We start from the raw sequence: 20,947 nt of genomic DNA on the forward strand, positions 1-20,947 counted from the left end.
TGAATACTGCACTTGCCATTACGACTTGATTAGACGGTAATAACTTGAATTATCTTCAAGCATTACTATCAGGTGTCTGAGATGGAAACCCTCGCCAACCTTGAATCTTTCGTGCGCAGCGCCGAAACCGGCAGCTTCTCCGCCGCCGCACGGCTGCTCGCACTGACACCCGCCGCTGTCAGCCGCAACGTGGCGATGCTCGAACGCAACATCGGTGTGCGGCTATTCCAGCGCTCGACCCGCAAGTTGTCACTGACCGAAGCCGGGGAGAGTTTTCTGGCGAGTATCAGCGGCAATCTGCACGCGTTGCAGGCGGCGATCAGTGCGGTGAGCAGTGACCAAGGCGAGCCGGCGGGCGTACTCAAAGTTAGCCTGGCGCCGACTTTTGGCATCGGCCATGTATTGCCATTGTTGCCGGATTTTCTGGCGCGCTATCCGCTGATTCGCCCCGAATGGCACTTCGAAAACCGCCAGGTGGACCTGATTGCCGAAGGGTATGACGCAGCTATCGGTGGTGGTTTCGAACTGACGCCCGGGGTCATCTCGCGGACGTTGGCTGCGGCACATGTGGTCGCAGTGGCTTCACCGGCATACATGGCCGGACGCACGCCGCCCGACAGCCCGACGGATCTGGCGCGATACAACGGGATTGTGATGCGCGGCGTGCGCACCGGGCGAGTGCGTCACTGGGTCATGCGCGATGGCGCGGGCAATGAAGCAAGTGCCGAGCTCAGTGAAAACATCGTGCTCAATGACCCGGCCGCCATGCGTGAAGCGGCCCTGCTCGGCCTCGGAGTAACGCTGCTGGTGTTGCCCGATGTCGCCGTCAATATTGAGCGAGGTGAACTGGTGCGCTTGTTGCCGGGCTGGCATGCCGACGCGGGGCCGATCTCGTTGTATTACCCGAGCCGCACGTTGATGCCGGCCAAGACCCGGGTGTTTATCGATTATCTGGTCGAGGCGTTTGGGCGGGAGACCGCGTAATCGTTCTTCGCGAGCAAGCCCGCTCCCACAGTTGATCGAGGTTGATCACAAATTTTGTGATCGGCACAGTTCCAATGTGGGAGCGGGCTTGCTCGCGAAGAGGCCCGGGCAGGCAAGACACCTCCCGACTCAGAGACCACGCTGAGCAATCCATCGCCCGCAATGCTAACGTGGCCGGCTCACACCGAATGGAGACGCGTGGGTGCTGATGCTCAAACTGCTGGTGATTCCGGGATTTCTGTTGATGATTTCCCTGGCTGGAAAACGCTGGGGCCCAAGCGTGGCCGGTTGGCTGTCGGGGTTGCCGGTGGTGGTGGGGCCGATTCTGTTCTTCCTCGCCATTGAGCAGGGCCAGCTGTTCGCTGCTCAGGCCGCGACGGCGGCGCTGTCGGCAATGTTCGCCATGATTGCCTTCTGCGTGACTTACGCCCAGGTTGCACAACGCTTGAGCTGGCCGTGGGCGCTGACGATTTCGCTGTTGGTCTGGGCCTTGGCGGCTATTGTGCTGTCGCTGATTCCGCCGTCTCTGGTGTTCTCGGTAATCGCGGCCGCCACCGCATTACTGGCCGCTCCGTACCTGTTTCCCTCGGTGCAACCTATCGTTTCAGGCCCGACGCCGAAGTCCGACAAACTGCTGCTGCGCATGATGGCCGGCGCCCTGCTCACATTGGCTGTGACGTTGCTGGCCAGCACCGTCGGCGAACGCTGGAGCGGGTTGCTCGCGGTATTCCCGGTGCTAGGCAGTGTGATGGCGGTGTTTTCCCAGCAGACTCGTGGGCCTGCTTTTACTGCGGTGTTGCTCAGGGCGACGGCGACGGGGATGTATTCGTTTGCGGCGTTTTGTCTGGTGTTGGCTTTGGCGTTGCCGAGATTTGGCTGGATGGGCTTTGTGTTGGGGGTCGGGGTTTCGCTGGGGATGTTGATGATTACGAAGCGCTTGCTCTTGCGATCAAAAAACGATGAGGAACGATCACGAAAGTTGCAGAGAATGGATGGCTAAGCCCTGGCTGTCCGTCCGGGATTTTTAATGAAAAGGTTGCCCAGAAATGGCTTCCGGGCAAATGTGCAGAAACTTTGAGTTAGAACTGGTTTAGCTCTGGGGTGGGTACTGATCCGCGTGATGTACCTCGATCTTCTCTAGGTCACTCAAAATCGCTTTCGGCGGATTGAGCAGCAAACCTTTAAATGGATAAGGCGGCCGGATCTCATATCGATCGGACTCCACCCTAGCAAGCTCCACCCACTTGCCGTCCTCTTTGTAACAGACGACAAGCGTGGCACTACCCTTTCCGTCTTCAGTCCCTTTAAACTGTATGGCAGCAATCCTTTCTTGGAAACTGGCGCTCATATCTATCACTCCCTGACTTATCGACAACCGATAAGTTTCAAGCCCATTCTTCTCTGCCTCAAAGCGTTGCACACCTGTTAGAAATAACAGTTTCGACGAACGGCGACGATGATCGCCGCATCTCGCCACAGTGTGATCACACACTGTGTAGCAGCTGGCGAAGCCTGCGTTCGGCTGCGAAGCAGTCGTGAAATCAGGCACCGCGGTCTTTCAGGTATATCGCGCGCACAGGTTTGCGACTGCTGCGCAGTCGAACGCAGCCTCGCAGGCTCGACAGCTGCTACACCACAGACTCAACCTGCGGCGGCTGCTACAGATCGCAATCCATGGGATGATCGCCGTCAAAGCGCGGATCATCCCCAGGAGAGTTTGAATGTCATTGTTGAGTAAAAAAGCCGTTGTTCTGCTGCTGATGGCGGCTACCAGCCTGGGTGCCTTGAATGTGCAGGCGGCCAAGGCCACTGCCGGCGACAAAGCGCCGGCCCAGAAGGTCTCGATGCTCGGCGGCAAGTTCACCTTCACCCTGCCCAAGGGTTTCATCGCCAACCCGCTGCCAGCCGGCGATGCGGCCACCGGCACTGCTGGGGCGACGGGTACGATGTACACCAACCAGGCCACCAAAACCGTGGTGATCGCCGCTGAAAACACCATCCCCGGCGGCGTCAACGTCAAGGACAACGACGGTGAATTCCTCGACACCACCGTGTCCGCGTTCGCCACCGAGCAACGCAACGCCTTGCCGGATTTCAACAAAACCAGCGAAAAAAGCCTGACCCAGAAAGGCACGGGCCTGGGCCTTCGGCAGATCGACAGCACCGCCACCCAGGGCGGCGGCATGACGCTGGACAGCACGTTGATGGCTGCTTCCGGCACGCGCATGGCCATCGTTCAGATCATTTCCCGCCCCAACGACAAAACTGGCCACGAAACGCTGGTGAAACAAATCGTCAGCGGCAAATAAACCCGACCGATTCAGGGATTGAGCCGCTGCAACCAGGCGCTCAAATCCTTCACCTCGGTGGCGCTGATGCTGTGACCGACACCCGGATAGGCATGAAACTCGGGCTTGAGTGACAGGTGCTGCAACAGGCTGTCGGCCTCAGTACCGTCGTTGTAGGGCAGGAGTGTGTCGGCGGTGCCATGACCGATGAAAATCGCCAGCTGCTGGCGCTTTTCATACGGTTTGAGCTCGGACTTGAGCACCGGCAGAATTCGCCCGCTCAGTGCCGCAATTCCACCCACTGCGTCGGGATGACGCAACGCGACCTCGTAGGAAATCATCGCGCCCTGGCTGAAACCCACCAGGAATACCTTGTCCGCTTCGGTGTGATATTTCTTCGCCGCTTGTGCGACAAAATCCCTCAACACCTGGCCGCTGGCCTTCAGGTCGGCCGTCTCACCGTCGTAGGCGCCCTCGCCCTTCTGGCGAAACCACTGGTAACTGCCCTCCTCCAACGTCATCGGCGCCCGCACCGACAGGTAGTTGTACTGGGGCGGCAATTGATCCTTGATGTCGAACAGGTCCTGCTCGTTACTGCCGTAACCGTGCAGGAAAATCACCAAGGGTTGGTTGCGGGATTCAGAGTCGGCCTGCTCCAGGTACTTGAGCGGCAGATCGGTGTGCAGTGGGGTTTGAGCGTGGACGGCGGTGGACGCCAGGAGCGTGAGCAGAGCGAGCAACTTCAACATAAACCTTCCTTCACAGCGCGCAGGATTCGGGGCAAAGCCTAACACTGTGAAGCATGCTGGGGCATTTCAGGTGTTGCTGAAGCCGCCATCGCGAGCAGGCTCGCTCCCACAGGTTTCTCATCTCAATAGTGAGAGCATAAAAAAAGTGGCCACCGCGTCAACAGTGGCCACTTTTTTCTACGGCGTATTAATGGCCGTAAACGTCAAAGTTGAAGTACTTGTCCTGCACTTGCTTGTACTTGCCGTTGGCGCGGATTTCGGTGATGGCAGTGTTGAATTTGTCCGCCAGCTCTTTATCACCCTTGCGCACGGCGATGCCGGCACCGCCGCCGAAGTACTTGGCGTCTTCATAGGTCGGGCCTACGAAGGCAAAGCCTTTACCGGCGTCGGTTTTCAGGAAACCTTCGTCCAGGTTGACCGAGTCGGCCAGCATCGCGTCGAGGCGACCGGCGACCATGTCCAGGTTGGCTTCCTGCTGGGAACCGTAACGCACCAGGTTGATGCCGGCCGGTACCAGCACTTCCGTGGCGAAACGGTCGTGGGTGCTGGCGCGCAACACACCGACTTTCTTGCCTTTGAGCTCGGTCAGCGGATCCTTGACGTCGGTGCCTTCCTTCATCACGAAGCGCGCCGGGGTGTGGTAGTACTTGATGGTGAAATCGACGTTCTTCTTGCGATCGTCGGTGATGGTCATGGACGACAGGATCGCGTCGATTTTCTTGACCTTCAGGGCCGGGATCAGGCCATCGAACTCTTGCTCGACCCAGGTGCATTTCACCTTCATCTGCTCACACAACGCATCGCCGATGTCCACGTCGAAACCGGTGAGTTTGCCGTCCGGGGTTTTCATCGAGAATGGCGGGTAGCCGGCTTCGATACCGAGGCGAATCGGCTTGGCGTCTTCGGCCACGGCGGTCAGGGACAACATCGACAGTGCCAGGGCACCGAACATCACTCGCTTCTTCATTTATAACTCCTGTGTGCGGAGGCTTCTATTGGCAGCTTTCGATTGGCAACTTTCGGTTAGTGAAGACCGAAGTGGCCGGCAGTCTAGAGCGGCTTCAGGAGGGCAAATTGTGTTTAAGCGACAAATACTTATAGAAAAAAAGCCGCGGGATTCAAGGCACTTGAAGCGTGCGCCAAGGTGGTGCAAGGGCTGTAGGACAATCCTTTGTTTCAGACAAAACCTACAAGGTTTCGGGCGTGATCCGATTGAACAGTCGCGCTGGTGATGAAGCTTTTTTTACGGCACATTGATCCCGCCACCCCATCCCCGAAAGAGAAGCGTGATGCCCGCATTGAACCTGATCCAGCACCATCCTGCCGAAGGTCCTGGCGCCATTGCCGAATGGGCTCGGGCCCGTGGCATTACGCTGAACGTGTTTCGCGCCGACCTCAGCCAGTTGCCGCCGGTGAGCGCGGCACCCGCGATCCTGTTGGGCGGGCCTTATGAATCCAACGCCGGGCCGACGTGGCTGGAAGCGGAGCGTCAGTGGCTGGCGGGGAGTCTGGCTCAGGGCGCGGCGGTGTTTGCGATTTGTCTGGGCGCGCAATTGCTGGCGTTGAGCCTGGGTGGGAATGTGCGGCGCATGGCTCGCACCGAAACTGGCTGGACGACCGTGACCTTTGCGGATGGCCAGACGCTGAAGGTGCTGGAATGGCACGAAGACGCGATCGATCTGCCAGCGGATGCGCAATTGCTGGCCAGCAGTGACGTGTGTGAGCAGCAGATGTACCGCGTCGGGGCGACTCGGGTGGGGTTGCAGTTCCACCCGGAGTGGAATGCTGAATCGGTGGCGACTCTCAATGAGCACTTTGCCGAGGAATCGCCGTTGCCTCGGGAGTCACAGGACAGCGCCGCCTATGCAGCCGTCAATGACTGGTTGCAGGGGACGCTCGACCAATGGTGGGCGGCGCGGACAGCGGTTTGAATCAAGATCAAAAGATCGCAGCCTTCGGCAGCTCCTTGAAGAAGACGTACTGCCGTGATTTCACCGGTGTCCTCGATCAATGTAGGAGCTGGCGAAGCCTGCGATCTTTTCGGCTACATCAACATTCGCAGCCGATCACGGTACTGACTGGCCGTTGCACCGAAACACTCAATTCAAACCCTTCATCCAGCCACCCCGTCACCCCGCCGATCATCTCCTTGACCGGGTAACCCAGCGCCGCCAGTTTCACCGCGGCCTTGTTGGCGCCGTTGCAGTGGGGCCCTGCGCAATAGACCACGAACAGCGTGGATGTCGAATAACCCGCCAAGCCGTCAGCCGTGATCAGCCGCCCCGGGATGTTGATCGAGCCTGCCACATGTCCGCGTTCGAACGCCAACGGTCCGCGCACGTCGACCAGGACAAAATCCACCTCGCCAGCCTGTTGGCTGCCGTAGACGTCGGAACAATCGGTCTCGAAGGTCAGACGGTTGCTGAAATGCATCAGGGCGATGGCAGATGGGGCGGCGGGAATTTCGCGAACCAGGCTGGGCATGGGCTGTACTCCAAAGTCACGGTGGGTGTGGGAAGACTTTATCTGCCCCGCGCTTGTCGCTACAGTGGCGCACAAGACACTCACCGGGAATTTTCCGCCAAATGCAGCCCACCCCTGGATTGGTCGCGATTCTGGCCTATGACGGCCTCTGCACTTTCGAATTCGGTATTGCCGTGGAGATCTTTGGCCTGGCGCGACCGGAGTTCGATTTCCCTTGGTATGAGCATCGAATCGTTGCCGTCGACCAAGGGCCGATGCGTGCCATGGGCGGCATTCAGGTGCTGGCCGACGGCGGGATGGAACTGCTGGAAGAGGCGCGGACTATCATCATCCCTGGTTGGCGCGACCGCAGCGCGGCGGTGCCTGAACCCTTGCTCGCCGCCCTGCGCCAGGCCCATGCCCGGGGCGCGCGATTGCTGTCGATCTGTTCCGGGGTATTCGTACTGGCGGCCACCGGTTTGCTCGACGGTCACGGCGCCACGACGCATTGGCGCTACACCGCTGAACTGGCCGAGCGTTTTCCGGACATACAGGTGGACCCGGACGTGCTGTATGTCGATTCCGGCCAATTGATCACCTCGGCCGGCAGCGCCGCCGGCATTGATGCCTGCCTGCACCTGGTCGCGCGGGATTTCGGCACTCAGGTGGCCAACTCGGTGGCGCGGCGCTTAGTGATGTCGCCGCAACGCACCGGCGGCCAGGCGCAGTTCATTCCGTCACCGGTCAGCCCGACGCCCCGCAGCGATCTGTCGCGGGTCATGCAGTGGGCGCGGGAACGTCTGCACGAACCGCTGGAAGTTCGCGACCTGGCCAGCGAAGCGGCCATGAGTGAACGCACATTCCTGCGGCGGTTCACCGAAGCCAGCGGAATGCCGCCCAAGGCCTGGTTGCAGCATGAGCGCCTGGCCCGGGCCCGCGAATTGTTGGAGAGCACCCGCCAGAACACCGAGCAGATTGCCCAGCACTGCGGTTATCGTTCGGTGGAGAGTTTCCGCGTGGCGTTTCGCAGTGTGGTCGGCGTGCCGCCGTCGGTGTATCGGGAGCGGTTTGGGCGAGAGGTTAAAGCAATAATTTGAGGTGTGTTTGAGGGCCTCTTCGCGGGCAAGCCTCGCTCCTACAGTAGTCTTGCCACAGATCCAATGTAGGAGCGAGGCTTGCCCGCGAAGGCGTCACCCCAGACACCCATTATCTCAAGGCTTGCGCAACAGATAAGTATCCATAATCCACCCATGCGCCAGCCGCGCCGCCTTACGCACCCGTTCAATCTCATCGGCGACATCCTTGAGCTTGCCGCTGATCAAAATTTCATCCGGCGTCCCCAGGTAAGCCCCCCAGTAAATCTCCGTCTCCTGATCGGCCACGTGATGGTAGGCATCTTGTGCATCCAGCATCACCACCAGGCTGTCGGCGTCACTCACCTGCCCCGCCGCCAACCGCCGGCCGGTGGTGATTTCAATCGAGCGCCCGATGCAATTCAGCGGCACCTTATGTTGCGCCGCCAACGCCTGCACGCTGCTGATCCCGGGGATGACTTCGAACTCGAACACACATCGGCCTGACGCCAGAATCGCCTGCAGAATCCGGATGGTACTGTCGTACAACGCAGGATCGCCCCACACCAGAAAACCGCCGCACTGATCGTCAGTCATTTCCTCGTTGATCAACCGCTCGAAGGTCTGCTGCTTGGCGCGGTTCAGATCTTCGACGCTGGCCTTGTAGTCCACATCCCCGCGCTCCCGCTCAGGGCTGTGGGCTTCAACGAAGCGGTAGTCGTGATCGGTGATGTAGCGCTCACAGAGCTCGCGGCGCAGGTCGATCAGTTTGTCTTTGCTCTGGCCCTTGTCCATGAGGAAAAACACATCGACGCGGTTCAGCGCCTTCACCGCCTGCATCGTGATGTAGTCGGGGTTGCCGGCGCCGACTCCGATGACTAGAAGTTTTTTCATCAATGTGTTCCCTCTGGGTCCGTGCCCAACAAACGTAGCCGCCAGCAACCGTTGAACCGCAACTCGATGGCTGACAACGGTTCGACGTCGATCTGGTTGAACGCCGCGCCTTGCAACACCTGCATCAGTGCGGCGCGGATGACAAAAGGATGGGTGATGGCAACGATATGCCCCGGCGTCGCCTCAAGGCTATTCAACCACGCAGCCACCCGTTCACCGAGTTGCGCCACCGATTCTCCACCGTGGGGTGCCGAGGTCGGGTCATTGAGCCAGGCCTGGAGCATCTCGGGTTCGGAGGTTTGCAGGTCGTCGATCGACGTGCCTTTCCAGCGTCCGAAATCGCAATCTGCCAGTGCCGTGACAATCTCCACATCATCGCCAAACAGCTCAGCGGTTTGCCGGGTCCGCAGTTCCGGGCCACAGAGCAAACGGGGGGTGCCCTTGAACTGGCGGCAACGCGAACCCTTCGCCGATTGCCAATCCATTTCCAACGGCTCATTCGTAGGAAAACGCGCCAATTTTTGTGCGACGGTTCGAGCGTGGCACATCAGGGTCAAGCGGGTCGCCTGCACGGAAGATCACTCTGTCTATAGGATGGAAAACGGCACGACGCCGCGAACAATCGAGTCATTGTGCCGCAAGAAGCGCGCACTCTGAACGCATTCCTCGTAGCAGCTGCCGAGCCTGCGAGGCTGCGTTCGGCCCTGTAGGAGCTGTCGAGCCTGCGAGGCTGCGAGGCTGCGATCGGCTGCGCAGCAGTCGTGAATCGGCTGACGCGGTCTGCCTGACACACCGCGACTTCTGGTTTTACGACTGCTTCGCAGCCGATCGCAGCCTCGCAGCCTCGCAGGCTCGACAGCTCCTACAGTCTCCAGGCGATGTCTCACACAACCATGGGCGATGTCCTACAAAGCCAGTCGACATCCATGTAGCCCGCGGCGCACGAGGGTTTTCGCTCCATTTTTGGGCGTTTAAAATCCTCGGAAAAATTCACTAGACATGTAGCACACGTTACACAAATACTGTTTTAGCAATTTATGAAACAAAACAGACACACCCATCCAGCAGGAGCCCGGATGCCCTCTCTCAGAGACCTGATCACCGATCCCGGCCTGGAACTTACGCCGTCGGAACGCAAAGTCATACGTGCCTTGCTGGATCAGTACCCGCGTAACGGGCTGGGCCCGATGTCACGTCTGGCCGAACATGCCGGTGTCAGCGACCCAACCATCGTGCGGCTGGTAAAGAAGCTTGGTTTCAGCGGTTATGCTGACTTTCAGGAAGCCTTGCTCAGCGACATGGATGACCGCTTGCGCTCCCCCAGTACCCTGTTGCAACCCCGCTCCCATCTCAAAAAAGATGACCCCTGGAGCCACTATCTGGCGAACAGCCATCAGGCATTGGTCGAGACCCAGGCGCTGACCCAACCCGAAGATGTACGAATTCTGGTGGAATGGCTGCTCGACACCCGCCATCAGGTCCATTGCTTCGGCGGCCGCTTCAGCAGTTTCCTCGCCAACTATTTACTCAACCATCTGCGCCTGCTGCGGCCCGGCTGTTTTGCCCTGGAAGACAACGCGCAATTGCCGGACCGGCTGTTCGACGTGCAGCGTCAGGACGTGGTGCTGGTGTTCGATTATCGCCGCTACCAGTCCCAAGCCCTGCGGGTCGCCAATGCGGCGAAGAGCCAACATGCGCGGGTCGTGCTGTTCAGCGACATCTACGCGTCACCGCTACGAGAAATGGCCGACCTGATCATCAGCGCACCGGTGGAATCGGCGTCGGCCTTCGACTCGATGGTTCCGGCGCTGGCTCAGGTTGAAGCACTGGTTGCCTGCCTGTCACTGCGCAGCCCCGATCTGGCCGATCGCCTGGAAGGCATCGATGCCCTGCGGAACGACTTCGACACTCACCTGCTGGAGGATAAATAAGGATGTTCACGCTCCCCCACCACTCGCCCCGGGATTTGCCGTTTGCCACCGACCACACCGCACTGTTGCTGGTGGACATGCAGCGTGCCTGGCTTGAGCCGCAGTTCGACGCGCACCTCAACGGGCCGGATGCCGAATACTTTCTGACCCGCGCCCACATGCAAGTGGTGCCCAATCAACGCCGGCTGCTCAGTGCCTTTCGTAATGCACGACAAAACGTGCTGCACACGCTCATCGAAAGCCTCACCGCCGATGGTCGCGATCGTTCGCTGGATCACAAACTCTCGGACATGCACCTGCCCAAGGGCAGCCCGCAAGCGCGAATCATCGATGACCTGACGCCGATCGAAAACGAAATCGTGCTGCCCAAGACCTCTTCCGGGGTCTTCAACTCCACCAACATCGACTATGTGCTGCGCAACCTGGAAACCCGACACTTGATCATCGCCGGCATCGTCACCGACCAGTGCGTCGACATGGCCGTGCGTGACGCCGCCGACCGCGGTTACCTGGTGACGCTGGTCGAAGATGCTTGCGCCACCTACACCGAACAACGGCATTACGCCTGCCTGAACGCCATCAAGGGCTACTGCTGGATCACCGACACCCGGACCGTGCTCGGCCGGTTGCAGGAGATGCAGCCATGAGCGCTCGCCTGTCGCCGTTACCCATGACCACCATTGTCACCACCGACCTGATCGGCGTGACGCGCGGCCGTTCCTTTCCCACCGACGAACTCGAGGCCTATCAAGTGGCGGGCTGCGGCTGGGTGCCGGCCAACAGCGCCCTGACCCCGCAAGACATTATTGCCTCCAGCAATCCATGGGGTGCTTATGGCGACTTGCGGCTGATCCCCGACATGAGCAGCCGCGTGACCGTCAACAACGGCCCGGACGCCAATGCCCCGGCGCTGGACTTCATTCACGGCGACATTCGCGAAACCGATGGCCGCCCGTGGGGCGCCTGCCCGCGTACGTTGTTGCGCAACGAGGTGGAGCGTTATCGCAGCGAATTGGGACTGAAGATCAACGCCGCGTTCGAACATGAATTCAACCTCGGCAACGGCGCGGCTGAGCATCTGGCGTTCTCTCTTGAGGCGCAGCGCCAGGGCGCCGAGTTCGGCGGCTGGTTGCTCAGCGCACTGCGTGCCGGCGGTGTGGAGCCGGAGATGTTCCTGCCGGAATACGGCAAGCACCAATACGAAATCACCTGCCGCCCGGCCCTCGGCGTCGCCGCCGCCGACCGCGCGGTGAACGTGCGTGAGATCACCCGTGAGATCGCCCGGCAAATGGGCCTGGACCTGAGTTTCGCGCCCAAGACTTCCGCGCAGGCGGTGTGCAATGGCGTGCATTTGCACGTGAGCCTGCAGGATCTCACCGGCCACCCGGTGATGTACGACGCTGGCACCACCAACTGTCTGTCGACCCTCGGCCAGCATTGGGCCGCCGGCGTTCTGCATTATTTGCCGGCGCTCTGCGCCTTTACCGCGCCGACACCGGTGTCCTACGAACGCTTGCAGCCTCATCACTGGAGCGCTTCCTACGCCTGCCTCGGCCAACGCAACCGCGAAGCGGCGCTGCGGATTTGCCCGACCGTGAGCCTGGGCGGCAAAGCCGTGGCGGCGCAGTACAACCTGGAATTTCGCGCCATGGACGCCACCGCCTCGCCGCATCTGGCCATGGCCGCGTTGCTGATCGCCGGGCGCCTGGGCATCGAGCAGCGCCTGGCCCTGAACGCGATCACCGATGAAGTCCCCGATTCCCTGAACGAAGAGCAACGCCAGGCCCGCGGCATCGTCGCCCTGCCCGCGTCCCTGTCCCAGGCCCTGGAATGCCTGCGCAACAGCGAGGCGCTGATCGAAGCCCTGCCGAGCGCGTTGCTGGACACCTACTTCGCCCTTAAAACCGAGGAACTGAGACTGACGGAACAGCTCTCGCCCGCCGAACTTTGTGAGCACTATGCGCGCCTGTACTGAATCCGCCGAACTGGGCCTCTATACCCAGCCCGCGTATACCCTGAGCCGGGAAGCCTCCCAGCACCCGCTGATTTTGGTGTGTGAACACGCCAGTCGTTTTATCCCGGCCGGGTTGAATGACCTGGGCTTGAGCCATGAAGCCGCCCGCGAACACATCGCCTGGGACATCGGCGCCCTAGCGCTGGCCGAGGGCTTGTCCGAAGCACTGGGCGCGACCCTGTTAGCGGCCAACTATTCACGGCTGTTGATCGACCTCAACCGCCCGCGCCATGCGCCGGACAGCATTCCATTGCAGAGCGAAATTTATCAGGTGCCGGGCAATCGGGATCTGGACGAGGCCACCCGCGATTATCGCCGACACTGCCTGTTCAAGCCCTTTCATGCACGCCTGCAAACCTTGATCGACGCCCGTGTGGCGCAAGGTCGACCGGTTCGCGTGGTGGGGATTCACAGTTTCACGCCGATATATTACGGCCAGCCGCGACCGCTGGAAGTCGGCGTGTTGTACGGGCAGGCTGGGGAGTACGCCCAGCGAGTGATCGACGGGTTGAGTCGGCATCCCTTGAAAGTCGCCGGCAATCAGCCTTACAAAGTCGATCCGCTGGGCGACATGACCGTGCCGGTTCACGGCGATGCACGAGGGCTGGAGTCGGTGTTGATCGAGGTGCGCAACGATCTGCTGCGCACACCCGAAAACATCGGTCGCTGGACCGATTATCTGGCGCCACTGCTGTAGAGCAATAGCTTCACACTCGCAGCGTGCAGCTGCTTCCAAATCAAGGAGAAGGGCTTCATGGAAATAGAAGAATTCGGCTACAAGCAAGAGTTGAAACGTAGCCTGTCGCTGACGGACCTGGTGGTGTACGGGATGATCTTCATGATCCCCATCGCCCCGTTCGGCGTCTATGGTTACGTCAACGCCGAAGCCCCGGGGATGGTGCCGCTGGCCTACATCATCGGCATGGTGGCGATGCTGTTCACGGCCCTCAGTTACGGCAGCATGGCCCGGGCCTTTCCGATTGCAGGCTCGGTGTATTCCTACGCACAACGCGGCCTCAACCCTCATGTCGGGTTTATCGCCGGTTGGCTGATGCTGCTCGATTATTTGCTGATTCCGCCGCTGCTCTACGTCTACGCGGCGATGGCGTTGAATCATTTGTACCCGGATATCCCGAAAGTCGGCTTCATCCTGGCCTTTCTGGTCAGCGCGACCTTCGTCAACCTGCGGGGCATTACCTTCACCGCGCGGATGAACATCGTCTTTCTACTGGCGCAACTGGTGGTGCTGGGGATCTTCCTGTTCTACGCCTGGAATGCCCTGCACAGCGGCGGCGGTAATGGTCAACTGACCCTGGCGCCGCTGTACAACCCCGAGACTTTCAACTTCGCCCTGCTGATGCAAGCGGTGTCGATTGCCGTGCTGTCGTTCCTCGGTTTCGATGCGATTTCCACCCTCGCCGAAGAGATCAAGGGCGATCCGGGCCGTAGCGTCGGCAAGGCTGCGCTGATCACATTGCTGGTAATGGGCGTGATCTTCGTCGTACAGACCTGGATTGCCACGGATCTGGCCGCCGGCCTGGGCTTCAAGAGCGCCGACACTGCGTTCTATGAAATTGCCGAAATCGCCGCCGGCAGCTGGCTGGCAACCTTGACCGCCGTGGCCACCGCCCTGGCCTGGGGCGTAGCCGTCGCGATCACCTCGCAAGCGGCGGTTTCGCGCCTGCTGTTCGGCATGGCCCGGGACGGCAAACTGCCGAAAGTGCTGGCCAAGGTGCACCCGAAACACAACACGCCGTACTTGAGCATCTATCTGGTGGCGGTGCTGTCGCTAGTGATCTGCTACCTGTTCATCAACTCGGTGGACACCCTCACCTCCCTGGTGAACTTCGGCGCCCTGAGCGGCTTCATGTTGCTGCACCTGACCGTCATCAACTATTACTGGCGTCGGCAGAAGTCCGGCCAGGTGATCCGTCACCTGATCTGCCCGGTAATCGGCTTCATCATCGTCGCGGCCATCATGTACAACATGGGCGTCGATGCACAGAAACTCGGCCTGATATGGATTGCCCTGGGGCTGGTCTATCTATTCTTCCTCAACAAACTGGGTGCCAGCACGGCGCTGCCTGATCCGAGCACCGACCCAAGCAATGGCTGACAAGAAAAAGGGCAGCGTCTGACATGAATTCAGGCGACTGCTGATTTCAAGCGTGGAAACCGACAGTGATAGTCAGGTTCGGTGCAAATCGCCGAACCCTTTGATACAGGAGTACATCCATGCTGGTCTTACGCCCGGTGGAGTTAACCGACCTGCCCCAGTTGCAGCAACTGGCGCGCGACAGTCTGGTGGGGGTCACGTCCTTGCCGGACGACACCGAACGCCTGCGCGAGAAGATTCTCGCCTCCTGCGCTTCGTTCGAGAAAGACGTCCAGGGTCATGGCCCGGAGAACTATTTCTTCGTGCTGGAAAATCTCACGACTCGCCATCTTGTCGGCTGCTCGGAAGTCCTCGCCACCGCGGGGTTCAACGAGCCGTTCTACAGTTTGCGCAACCGCCATTTCACCAGCGCCTCACGGGAGCTGAACATCGAGCACGGGGTGCCGGCACTGTCGTTGTGCCACGACCTCAGTGGTCATACGTTGCTGCGCGGCTTCCATATCGACGCAACACTGGAACGCACGCGGTTTTCCGAATTGCTGTCCCGGGCACGGCTGCTGTTCATCGCCGCCCACACGGCGCGCTTTGCCGAAGCGGTGATCACCGAAATCGTTGGCTACAGCGACGAACAGGGCCAGTCACCGTTCTGGGATGCGCTGGGCAAGCATTTCTTCGACCTGCCGTACGTTGAGGCCGAGCGGCTTTGCGGTCTGCAGAGCCGGACGTTTCTCGCCGAACTGATGCCGCAATACCCGATTTACGTGCCGATGCTGCCGCCGGAGGCACAGGCCTGTATCGGCCGGATTCATCCTGACGGTCAAGAGGCCTTCGACATTCTTGAACGCGAAGGCTTCGAGACCAACAGCTACATCGACCTGTTCGACGCTGGCCCGACGCTGTACGCACGCACCTCGAACATTCGCTCCATCGCCCAGAGCCAGACCGGCACGGTGCATCCTGGCCCGACCATCGATGCCCGCGGCAGTTACTTGGTGAGCAACGATTCGTTGAAGGGTTACCGCGCCATCGTTGCCGAACTGGACTACCACGCCGGGCAACCCGTGGCCTTGAGCGCCGAGATGTGCGCAGCCCTGAATGTGACCGACGCCAGCGCAATCCGGTTGATCGCCCTGTGAGCCGCCACCGGCCCCGTGCCCAACGACAGCGCCCGAACATGCGCGAAGAAGGAGCTGCATCATGATTGTCCGCCCGGTCCAAGTCACCGACCTGCCCGCCTTGCTTGATCTGGTGCAACGGGCCGGCCCCGGGTTCACCACCCTGCCGGCCAGTGAAGAGCGCCTGACCCACCGTGTACGCTGGGCCCAGCGCACCTTTGCCGAACAGGTGGAGCGTGCGGACGCCGATTACCTGTTCGTGCTTGAAGACGACGATCAACAAGTGGTCGGCGTCAGCGCCCTGACAGGAGCCGTCGGCCTGCGGGAGCCCTGGTACAACTACCGGGTGGGGCTCACGGTCAGCTCCTCGCCGGACCTGGGTATTGCGCGCCAGATCCCCACGTTGTTCCTGAACAACGAAATGACCGGCCAATCGGAAATCTGTTCGCTGTTTCTGCGACACGATCAACGTCATGGCAATAATGGTCGACTGCTGTCGCTGGGGCGCCTGCTGTTCGTTGCCGAGTTCCCCCATCTGTTCGGCGACAAGCTTATCGCCGAACTGCGCGGCAGTGCCGACGAACAAGGCTGCTCACCGTTCTGGGACAGCCTGGGTCGGCACTTTTTCAAGATGGATTTCAGCCATGCCGATCACTTGTCGGGGCTTGGCAGCAAAGCATTCATCGCCGAACTGATGCCGCGCCAGCCGCTCTACACCTGCCTGCTCACCGAACAGGCGCAGGCGGTGATCGGCAAGCCGCACCCGAACACCGAACCTGCACTGAAGCTCCTCACCGCCGAGGGATTTGCTCATAAGGGTTACATCGACATCTTCGACGCCGGCCCGGTGATCGAAGCCCCGGTATCGAGAATCCGCACGGTGCGTGACAGCCAACGCTTGGAGCTGGCCATCGGCACGCCCGACGACCAGGCGCCAATATGGCTGATCCACAACCGCCGCCTGGAAAACTGCCGCATCACCACTGCCCAGGCGCGGCTGGTGGGCAACAGCCTGATCGTCGACCGACTCACTGCCAAACGCCTGCAACTGCAACCCGGCAACTCGGTGCGTGCCGTGCCGCTGCGCAATCAACAGCAGCAGGCGGTGGCGGCGTGATCATGTAGCAGCTGGCGAAGCCTGCGTTCGGCTGCGTAGCAGTCGTAAACTTTCCAACTCAGTCTTTGAGACTGATCGCCGACTCGATTTTTTTATGCATGACTTCCGATCCGTGATGGCGAGCGCTTCGCACTCGAACGCAGCCTTCGGCAGCTGCTACAAGGGATCGCGGCGAGGCCAGGATCGTGTCAATCCGGATGATATGCACTCTGCAGGAGCTGCCGCAGGCTGCGATCTTTTGATCTTGCATTCCTTGGCCGGCAAATTCGTCATCATTCTTTACCCATCCCCGTGATAGCCTTTTGTTCCTTCGGCGTTGACACTTTTGCTCAAGCCCTTCCATTCCTTTGTATGGTGGAACTCATATGTCCAGGCTGTCACATCAAGATTTGCGCCGTAATTTCCGCCAACTGTTCGCTTCCAACGCCTGCTATCACACCGCGTCGGTCTTCGACCCGATGTCGGCACGCATTGCCGCTGATCTGGGTTTTGAGGTGGGAATCCTCGGTGGTTCGGTCGCGTCGTTGCAGGTGCTGGGCGCCCCCGACTTTGCCTTGATTACCCTGAGCGAGTTCGCCGAGCAGGCTACCCGCATCGGCCGCGTGGCCCAATTGCCGGTGATCGCCGACGCCGACCACGGCTATGGCAACGCGCTCAACGTCATGCGCACCATCGTCGAACTCGAACGCGCTGGCGTGGCCGCCCTGACCATTGAAGACACCCTGTTGCCGGCGCAATTCGGCCGCAAGTCCACTGACCTGATCGGGGTCGCGGAAGGCGTCGGCAAGATTCGCGCGGCTCTGGAAGCCCGGGTCGACTCGGAAATGGCGATCATTGCGCGGACCAATGCCGGGATCCTGCCGGTTCAGGAGATCATCAGCCGCACCAAGCAATACCAACAGGCCGGGGCGGACGGGATTTGCATGGTGGGCGTTCGGGACTTCGACCACCTAGAACAAATCGCCGAGCACCTGAGCGTACCGCTGATGCTGGTCACCTATGGCAACCCGTTGCTGCGCGACGACGATCGCCTGGCCGAACTGGGTGTGCGCGTCACCATCGACGGGCATGGTGCGTACTTCGCGGCAATCAAGGCGACTTATGACAGCCTGCGCGAACAACGCCAGATCTTCACCCAGGCATCGGATCTGAGCGCGACTGAACTGACGCATACGTACACGCAGCCTGAGGAATACATCGTTTGGGCGAAGGAATATATGAGCGTCAAGGAGTGAGTCTTCGGCGCAAATGATGGTGTGACGTCTGGCCCCTTCGCGAGCAAGCCCGCTCCCACACTGGATTTTCTGTGGACACATTATTTGTGCACGCCCGCAATCAAATGTGGGAGCGGGCTTGCTCGCGAAGGGGCCAGATGAGACACCACAAAATCGCAACCTTGAACCTCCCTCCTCAGGGCCAACTCCCCCCCCTCACAACAGAACCTGCCCCACATCAAGGAATGATCTGGCCGATTACTTCTTGGTCAATTCCATGATCATCCGCGACAACAGATAAATCCGTGGCGCCACACTCTCAACCTCTGCGTATTCCTCTGGCGTATGAATATTGCCGCCGACAATCCCGAACCCATCCAGCGTCGGCGTACCCACCCCGGCCGAGAGGCTGGCATCCGCCGCCCCGCCGCTGCCTTCTTCCGTCAGCTTACGGCCAATTTCGCCGTAAATCCCCTGGGCCATGGCCATCAAGCGATCCGACTCCGCCGTTTGCGGCATCGGTGGCAAGCCGCGTTTAAGGGTAGTGGTCACTTCAGTCTCGGGAATCAGCTTGTCCTTGGAGACTCGCGCCAGGTCCTTCTCGATCCGGTCGAACTCTTCCGGCACCGCTGCCCGCACGTCAGCCTTGGCGGTGGCCTGATCCGGAATCACGTTGGTGCGATCGCCAGCATTGAGCACGGTAAAGTTAATGGTGGTTTTCTTCTGCGCATCCCCCAGTTTGCCGAGTTGCAGGATCTGGTGCGCGGCTTCCATGGCCGCGTTACGTCCCAGCTCCGGCGCGACGCCAGCGTGAGATGCCTTGCCCTTGACCTCAACCACGGCGGTGGCGCTGCCTTTGCGCCATACCACCAAACCATCCGCCGGGCGGCCCGGTTCGAGGTTGAGTGTTACGTCGTGGGCCTTGGCGGTTTTCTTGATCAGATCGGTGGCGACGTCCGAGCCGGTTTCTTCGCTGGCGTCGAGCAGGAAGGTGATCTGCGCGTAATCCTTGAAATCAAGGTTTTTCAGGACCTTCAGTGCATAGATCCCGGCGACGATGCCGCCCTTGTCGTCCATCACGCCCGGCCCGTAGGCGCGGCCGTCCTTGATGTGGAACGGGCGCGCGGCGGCGGAGCCTTCCTTGAACACGGTGTCCATGTGCGCCATCAGCAGGATTTTCGCCGTGCCGGTGCCTTTGAGCGTGGCCAGCACATGGTTGCTCTTGTCCGGAGTGTTGGGCACGAGTTCGATAGTGGCACCGAGTTTCTTCAACTCTTCGATGGCGATGTCGCTCACCTGGGTCAGGCCCGGCTCATAACCGGAGCCGGAGTCAATGTTCACCAACCGTTCCAGCAGTTTCAGGGCTTCACCTTTGTACTGTTCGGCATCGGCGAGGACTTGTTTATGGGGTTCGGCGAAGGCTGTAGGGGTGAAGGCGCCGAGGGCGAGGGTCAGGCAAAGGCTGGTGGCCAGGAGGGAGCGAGAGCGTTTGAACGTCATGAATCGATCCTTGTTTCGTGTCGGGGTCGAAAATACCCTACCTGACTACGACACAAGGCTCTACACCGGATGCGACACCTACAAACCTGAATGACCACACTCCCCCTGTGGGAGCGGGCTTGCTCGCGAAGACGGAGTGTCAGTCGACATCATCGTTGCCTGATACACCGCTTTCGCGAGCAAGCCCGCTCCCACAAGGGATTTGGGGTGATTGGCTTACACCGAATCGAGCATCGCCTTATGCGGTTTACCATCACTGTGGCAAATGACGCGGTTGCGGCCGGTGGTCTTGGCTTCGTAGAGCGCCTGGTCGGCGTCGTTGAGCCACAGGGTCGCGTCGTCGTGGGCCGGATTGAAGGCTGCCAGGCCGATGCTCAAACTGACTTTCAATGCCGGGTTCTGCTCGTAACCCAACGTGGCGAAACGATCACGCAACGCATCCATCGCCACGGCAGCGCGGTCCAGCGGCAGATCCGGCAGCAGCACACAGAATTCGTCGCCGCCATAACGCCCGGCGACATCCGCTGCGCGCAGGTTCTGCTTGAGCATTTTGCTCAGCTGCCGCAGGACGATGTCCCCGGCGACATGGCCGTAGGTGTCGTTGATGGTTTTGAAATGGTCGATGTCGATCAGCGCAATCGCCCCGCCCTGCTGCTGGCGTTGGCAACGCTGAAACTCGATTTCCAGCTGATCTTTCCAGGCACCGTGATTCAGCAGGCCGGTCAGGCTGTCGGTGCGGCTCAGGGCCAGCAGTTCGCGCTTGTGCCGGCCGAGGGTGTCGGCCTGACGGAAGCAGATCCAGCCAAAGGACAGCGGATAAATCGACAGCAAAGGCAAGCAGGCGTACAGCTGAAACGGACTGGTTTGCGGGACAAACGCCGGCATGAACACCAACAGTCCGAGGCCTATCCCAAGCACCTGCGCGACGACGCCCATCAACAGAAAACGCAAACCGCCAATGGCCACGTTGTGCATCGCCATCATCGAAAGGGTCGCCGCGCTGGGCAGCGGATTGAACTGCATGGCGGCCACCCAGAAACCGCCGAGAAACGCGTCCACCAGGATATTGCGGTGTTCGGCACGAAAAGGAATTTCCGCCCGGCGTGCCCATTGATAAGCCACATGGGGCCAGAGCAGCCCGTTGAACAGCATTACCCCCCAGACCCATGGCGCCGGATCGAGTGGATACATCCCTGCGCCAACGCACAATAATCCAAGGGCCAGCCCCAGGATTCGCGACCCATAAAGCCTCCTGGCCAGTGAAAGTCCCTTTCCTCCCTTTTTTTCCATAGAGGCCTCTGTACCGCTGAACGGAGCCTGACAACACACGGGTTGAAAGTGTGTTTGAAGTCTATCAGGGGAACGGCAAATAGCCATCACCGGTTGGCGGTCTGAATAGCATCACCTCCCATGAGCTGAATACCCAATGTTTGGTCTATACATGAAGGGAGGGATCGATAACAACGATAAAGAGGAGGCCTTGTAGCCG

21 protein-coding genes are annotated in these 20,947 nt (G+C 60.2%); 13 read left to right on the forward strand and 8 right to left on the reverse strand.

The window, feature by feature from the left end; all coding sequences use genetic code 11:
• Nucleotides 1-81: 81 nt before the first annotated feature.
• Nucleotides 82-984: a LysR family transcriptional regulator gene (locus KW837_RS14455; RefSeq protein ID WP_218396675.1), complete on the forward strand. Its 903-nt coding sequence runs from the start codon at nucleotides 82-84 to the stop codon at nucleotides 982-984.
• 202 nt (nucleotides 985-1,186) lie between these two features.
• A complete protein-coding gene (locus tag KW837_RS14460; RefSeq protein WP_123499657.1) occupies nucleotides 1,187-1,984 on the forward strand; it encodes a hypothetical protein in 798 nt (265 codons plus the stop codon).
• Between the two features lie 90 nt (nucleotides 1,985-2,074).
• Here KW837_RS14460 and KW837_RS14465 read toward each other — a convergent pair whose 3' ends face one another.
• On the reverse strand, nucleotides 2,075-2,332 hold the full coding sequence (locus KW837_RS14465) for a hypothetical protein (protein ID WP_123499659.1): 258 nt from the start codon (nucleotides 2,330-2,332) through the stop codon (nucleotides 2,075-2,077).
• A 373-nt stretch (nucleotides 2,333-2,705) separates the two neighbouring features.
• Between KW837_RS14465 and KW837_RS14470 the strand changes: the two genes are divergently transcribed.
• The gene (locus tag KW837_RS14470) at nucleotides 2,706-3,293 is read left to right on the forward strand and encodes a hypothetical protein (RefSeq protein ID WP_218396677.1); all 588 of its coding nucleotides are present in this window, start codon (nucleotides 2,706-2,708) and stop codon (nucleotides 3,291-3,293) included.
• An 11-nt stretch (nucleotides 3,294-3,304) separates the two neighbouring features.
• Here KW837_RS14470 and KW837_RS14475 read toward each other — a convergent pair whose 3' ends face one another.
• Entirely contained in the window at nucleotides 3,305-4,021 is a 717-nt protein-coding gene (locus KW837_RS14475; RefSeq protein ID WP_218396679.1) for an alpha/beta hydrolase, read from the reverse strand.
• A gap of 187 nt (nucleotides 4,022-4,208) precedes the next feature.
• Nucleotides 4,209-4,988, reverse strand: a complete 780-nt coding sequence (locus tag KW837_RS14480) for an ABC transporter substrate-binding protein (RefSeq protein WP_218396681.1) — start codon at nucleotides 4,986-4,988, stop codon at nucleotides 4,209-4,211.
• A 322-nt stretch (nucleotides 4,989-5,310) separates the two neighbouring features.
• Here KW837_RS14480 and KW837_RS14485 point away from each other — a divergent pair, with 322 nt between their 5' ends.
• Nucleotides 5,311-5,952 (forward strand): type 1 glutamine amidotransferase, encoded by a 642-nt coding sequence (locus KW837_RS14485; RefSeq protein ID WP_192343468.1) that lies wholly within the window; start codon nucleotides 5,311-5,313, stop codon nucleotides 5,950-5,952.
• Nucleotides 5,953-6,070: 118 nt separating this feature from the next.
• On the opposite strand, the gene KW837_RS14490 is transcribed toward KW837_RS14485, so the two are convergent.
• The gene (locus KW837_RS14490; protein WP_218396683.1) at nucleotides 6,071-6,505 is read right to left on the reverse strand and encodes a rhodanese-like domain-containing protein; all 435 of its coding nucleotides are present in this window, start codon (nucleotides 6,503-6,505) and stop codon (nucleotides 6,071-6,073) included.
• A gap of 101 nt (nucleotides 6,506-6,606) precedes the next feature.
• Between KW837_RS14490 and ftrA the strand changes: the two genes are divergently transcribed.
• Nucleotides 6,607-7,581 (forward strand): transcriptional regulator FtrA, encoded by a 975-nt coding sequence (gene ftrA, locus KW837_RS14495; RefSeq protein WP_218396685.1) that lies wholly within the window; start codon nucleotides 6,607-6,609, stop codon nucleotides 7,579-7,581.
• Nucleotides 7,582-7,695: 114 nt separating this feature from the next.
• Here ftrA and cobF read toward each other — a convergent pair whose 3' ends face one another.
• Complete coding sequence (gene cobF / locus KW837_RS14500; protein ID WP_218396687.1) at nucleotides 7,696-8,451, reverse strand: precorrin-6A synthase (deacetylating); 756 nt, start codon at nucleotides 8,449-8,451, stop codon at nucleotides 7,696-7,698.
• A complete protein-coding gene (locus KW837_RS14505) occupies nucleotides 8,451-9,023 on the reverse strand; it encodes a histidine phosphatase family protein (RefSeq protein ID WP_218396689.1) in 573 nt (190 codons plus the stop codon). The genes cobF and KW837_RS14505 overlap by 1 nt, the downstream gene beginning before the upstream one ends.
• 504 nt (nucleotides 9,024-9,527) lie before the next feature.
• Here KW837_RS14505 and KW837_RS14510 point away from each other — a divergent pair.
• The 8 genes from KW837_RS14510 to KW837_RS14545 all read left to right on the forward strand — a co-directional run bounded on the left by KW837_RS14510 (nucleotide 9,528) and on the right by KW837_RS14545 (nucleotide 17,979).
• Entirely contained in the window at nucleotides 9,528-10,382 is an 855-nt protein-coding gene (locus tag KW837_RS14510) for a MurR/RpiR family transcriptional regulator (RefSeq protein WP_218396691.1), read from the forward strand.
• Between the two features lie 2 nt (nucleotides 10,383-10,384).
• Nucleotides 10,385-11,029: an isochorismatase family cysteine hydrolase gene (locus KW837_RS14515; protein ID WP_008073253.1), complete on the forward strand. Its 645-nt coding sequence runs from the start codon at nucleotides 10,385-10,387 to the stop codon at nucleotides 11,027-11,029.
• Nucleotides 11,026-12,357 carry a glutamine synthetase family protein gene (locus KW837_RS14520; protein WP_218396693.1) on the forward strand — a complete coding sequence of 444 codons (1,332 nt, stop codon included), beginning with the start codon at nucleotides 11,026-11,028 and terminating at the stop codon, nucleotides 12,355-12,357. Before KW837_RS14515 ends, KW837_RS14520 begins: the two co-directional genes overlap by 4 nt.
• Entirely contained in the window at nucleotides 12,341-13,093 is a 753-nt protein-coding gene (locus KW837_RS14525; RefSeq protein ID WP_218396696.1) for an N-formylglutamate amidohydrolase, read from the forward strand. The genes KW837_RS14520 and KW837_RS14525 overlap by 17 nt, the downstream gene beginning before the upstream one ends.
• A gap of 57 nt (nucleotides 13,094-13,150) precedes the next feature.
• The gene (locus KW837_RS14530) at nucleotides 13,151-14,512 is read left to right on the forward strand and encodes an APC family permease (protein WP_008073256.1); all 1,362 of its coding nucleotides are present in this window, start codon (nucleotides 13,151-13,153) and stop codon (nucleotides 14,510-14,512) included.
• A gap of 119 nt (nucleotides 14,513-14,631) precedes the next feature.
• The gene (locus KW837_RS14535) at nucleotides 14,632-15,648 is read left to right on the forward strand and encodes an arginine N-succinyltransferase (RefSeq protein ID WP_218396698.1); all 1,017 of its coding nucleotides are present in this window, start codon (nucleotides 14,632-14,634) and stop codon (nucleotides 15,646-15,648) included.
• Nucleotides 15,649-15,709: 61 nt separating this feature from the next.
• Nucleotides 15,710-16,744, forward strand: coding sequence for an arginine N-succinyltransferase (astA, locus tag KW837_RS14540; protein ID WP_218396700.1), 1,035 nt, complete (start codon nucleotides 15,710-15,712; stop codon nucleotides 16,742-16,744).
• 365 nt (nucleotides 16,745-17,109) lie between these two features.
• Nucleotides 17,110-17,979, forward strand: coding sequence for an oxaloacetate decarboxylase (locus KW837_RS14545; RefSeq protein WP_123499689.1), 870 nt, complete (start codon nucleotides 17,110-17,112; stop codon nucleotides 17,977-17,979).
• 237 nt (nucleotides 17,980-18,216) lie between these two features.
• On the opposite strand, the gene KW837_RS14550 is transcribed toward KW837_RS14545, so the two are convergent.
• Both KW837_RS14550 and KW837_RS14555 read right to left on the reverse strand, forming a co-directional pair.
• Entirely contained in the window at nucleotides 18,217-19,458 is a 1,242-nt protein-coding gene (locus KW837_RS14550; RefSeq protein WP_218396702.1) for a M20/M25/M40 family metallo-hydrolase, read from the reverse strand.
• A 216-nt stretch (nucleotides 19,459-19,674) separates the two neighbouring features.
• Nucleotides 19,675-20,748, reverse strand: a complete 1,074-nt coding sequence (locus tag KW837_RS14555; RefSeq protein WP_218396704.1) for a diguanylate cyclase — start codon at nucleotides 20,746-20,748, stop codon at nucleotides 19,675-19,677.
• Between the last annotated feature and the right edge of the window lie 199 nt (nucleotides 20,749-20,947).

It is taken from the genome of Pseudomonas sp. PDM24 (assembly GCF_019218905.1).
GTDB lineage: Bacteria > Pseudomonadota > Gammaproteobacteria > Pseudomonadales > Pseudomonadaceae > Aquipseudomonas.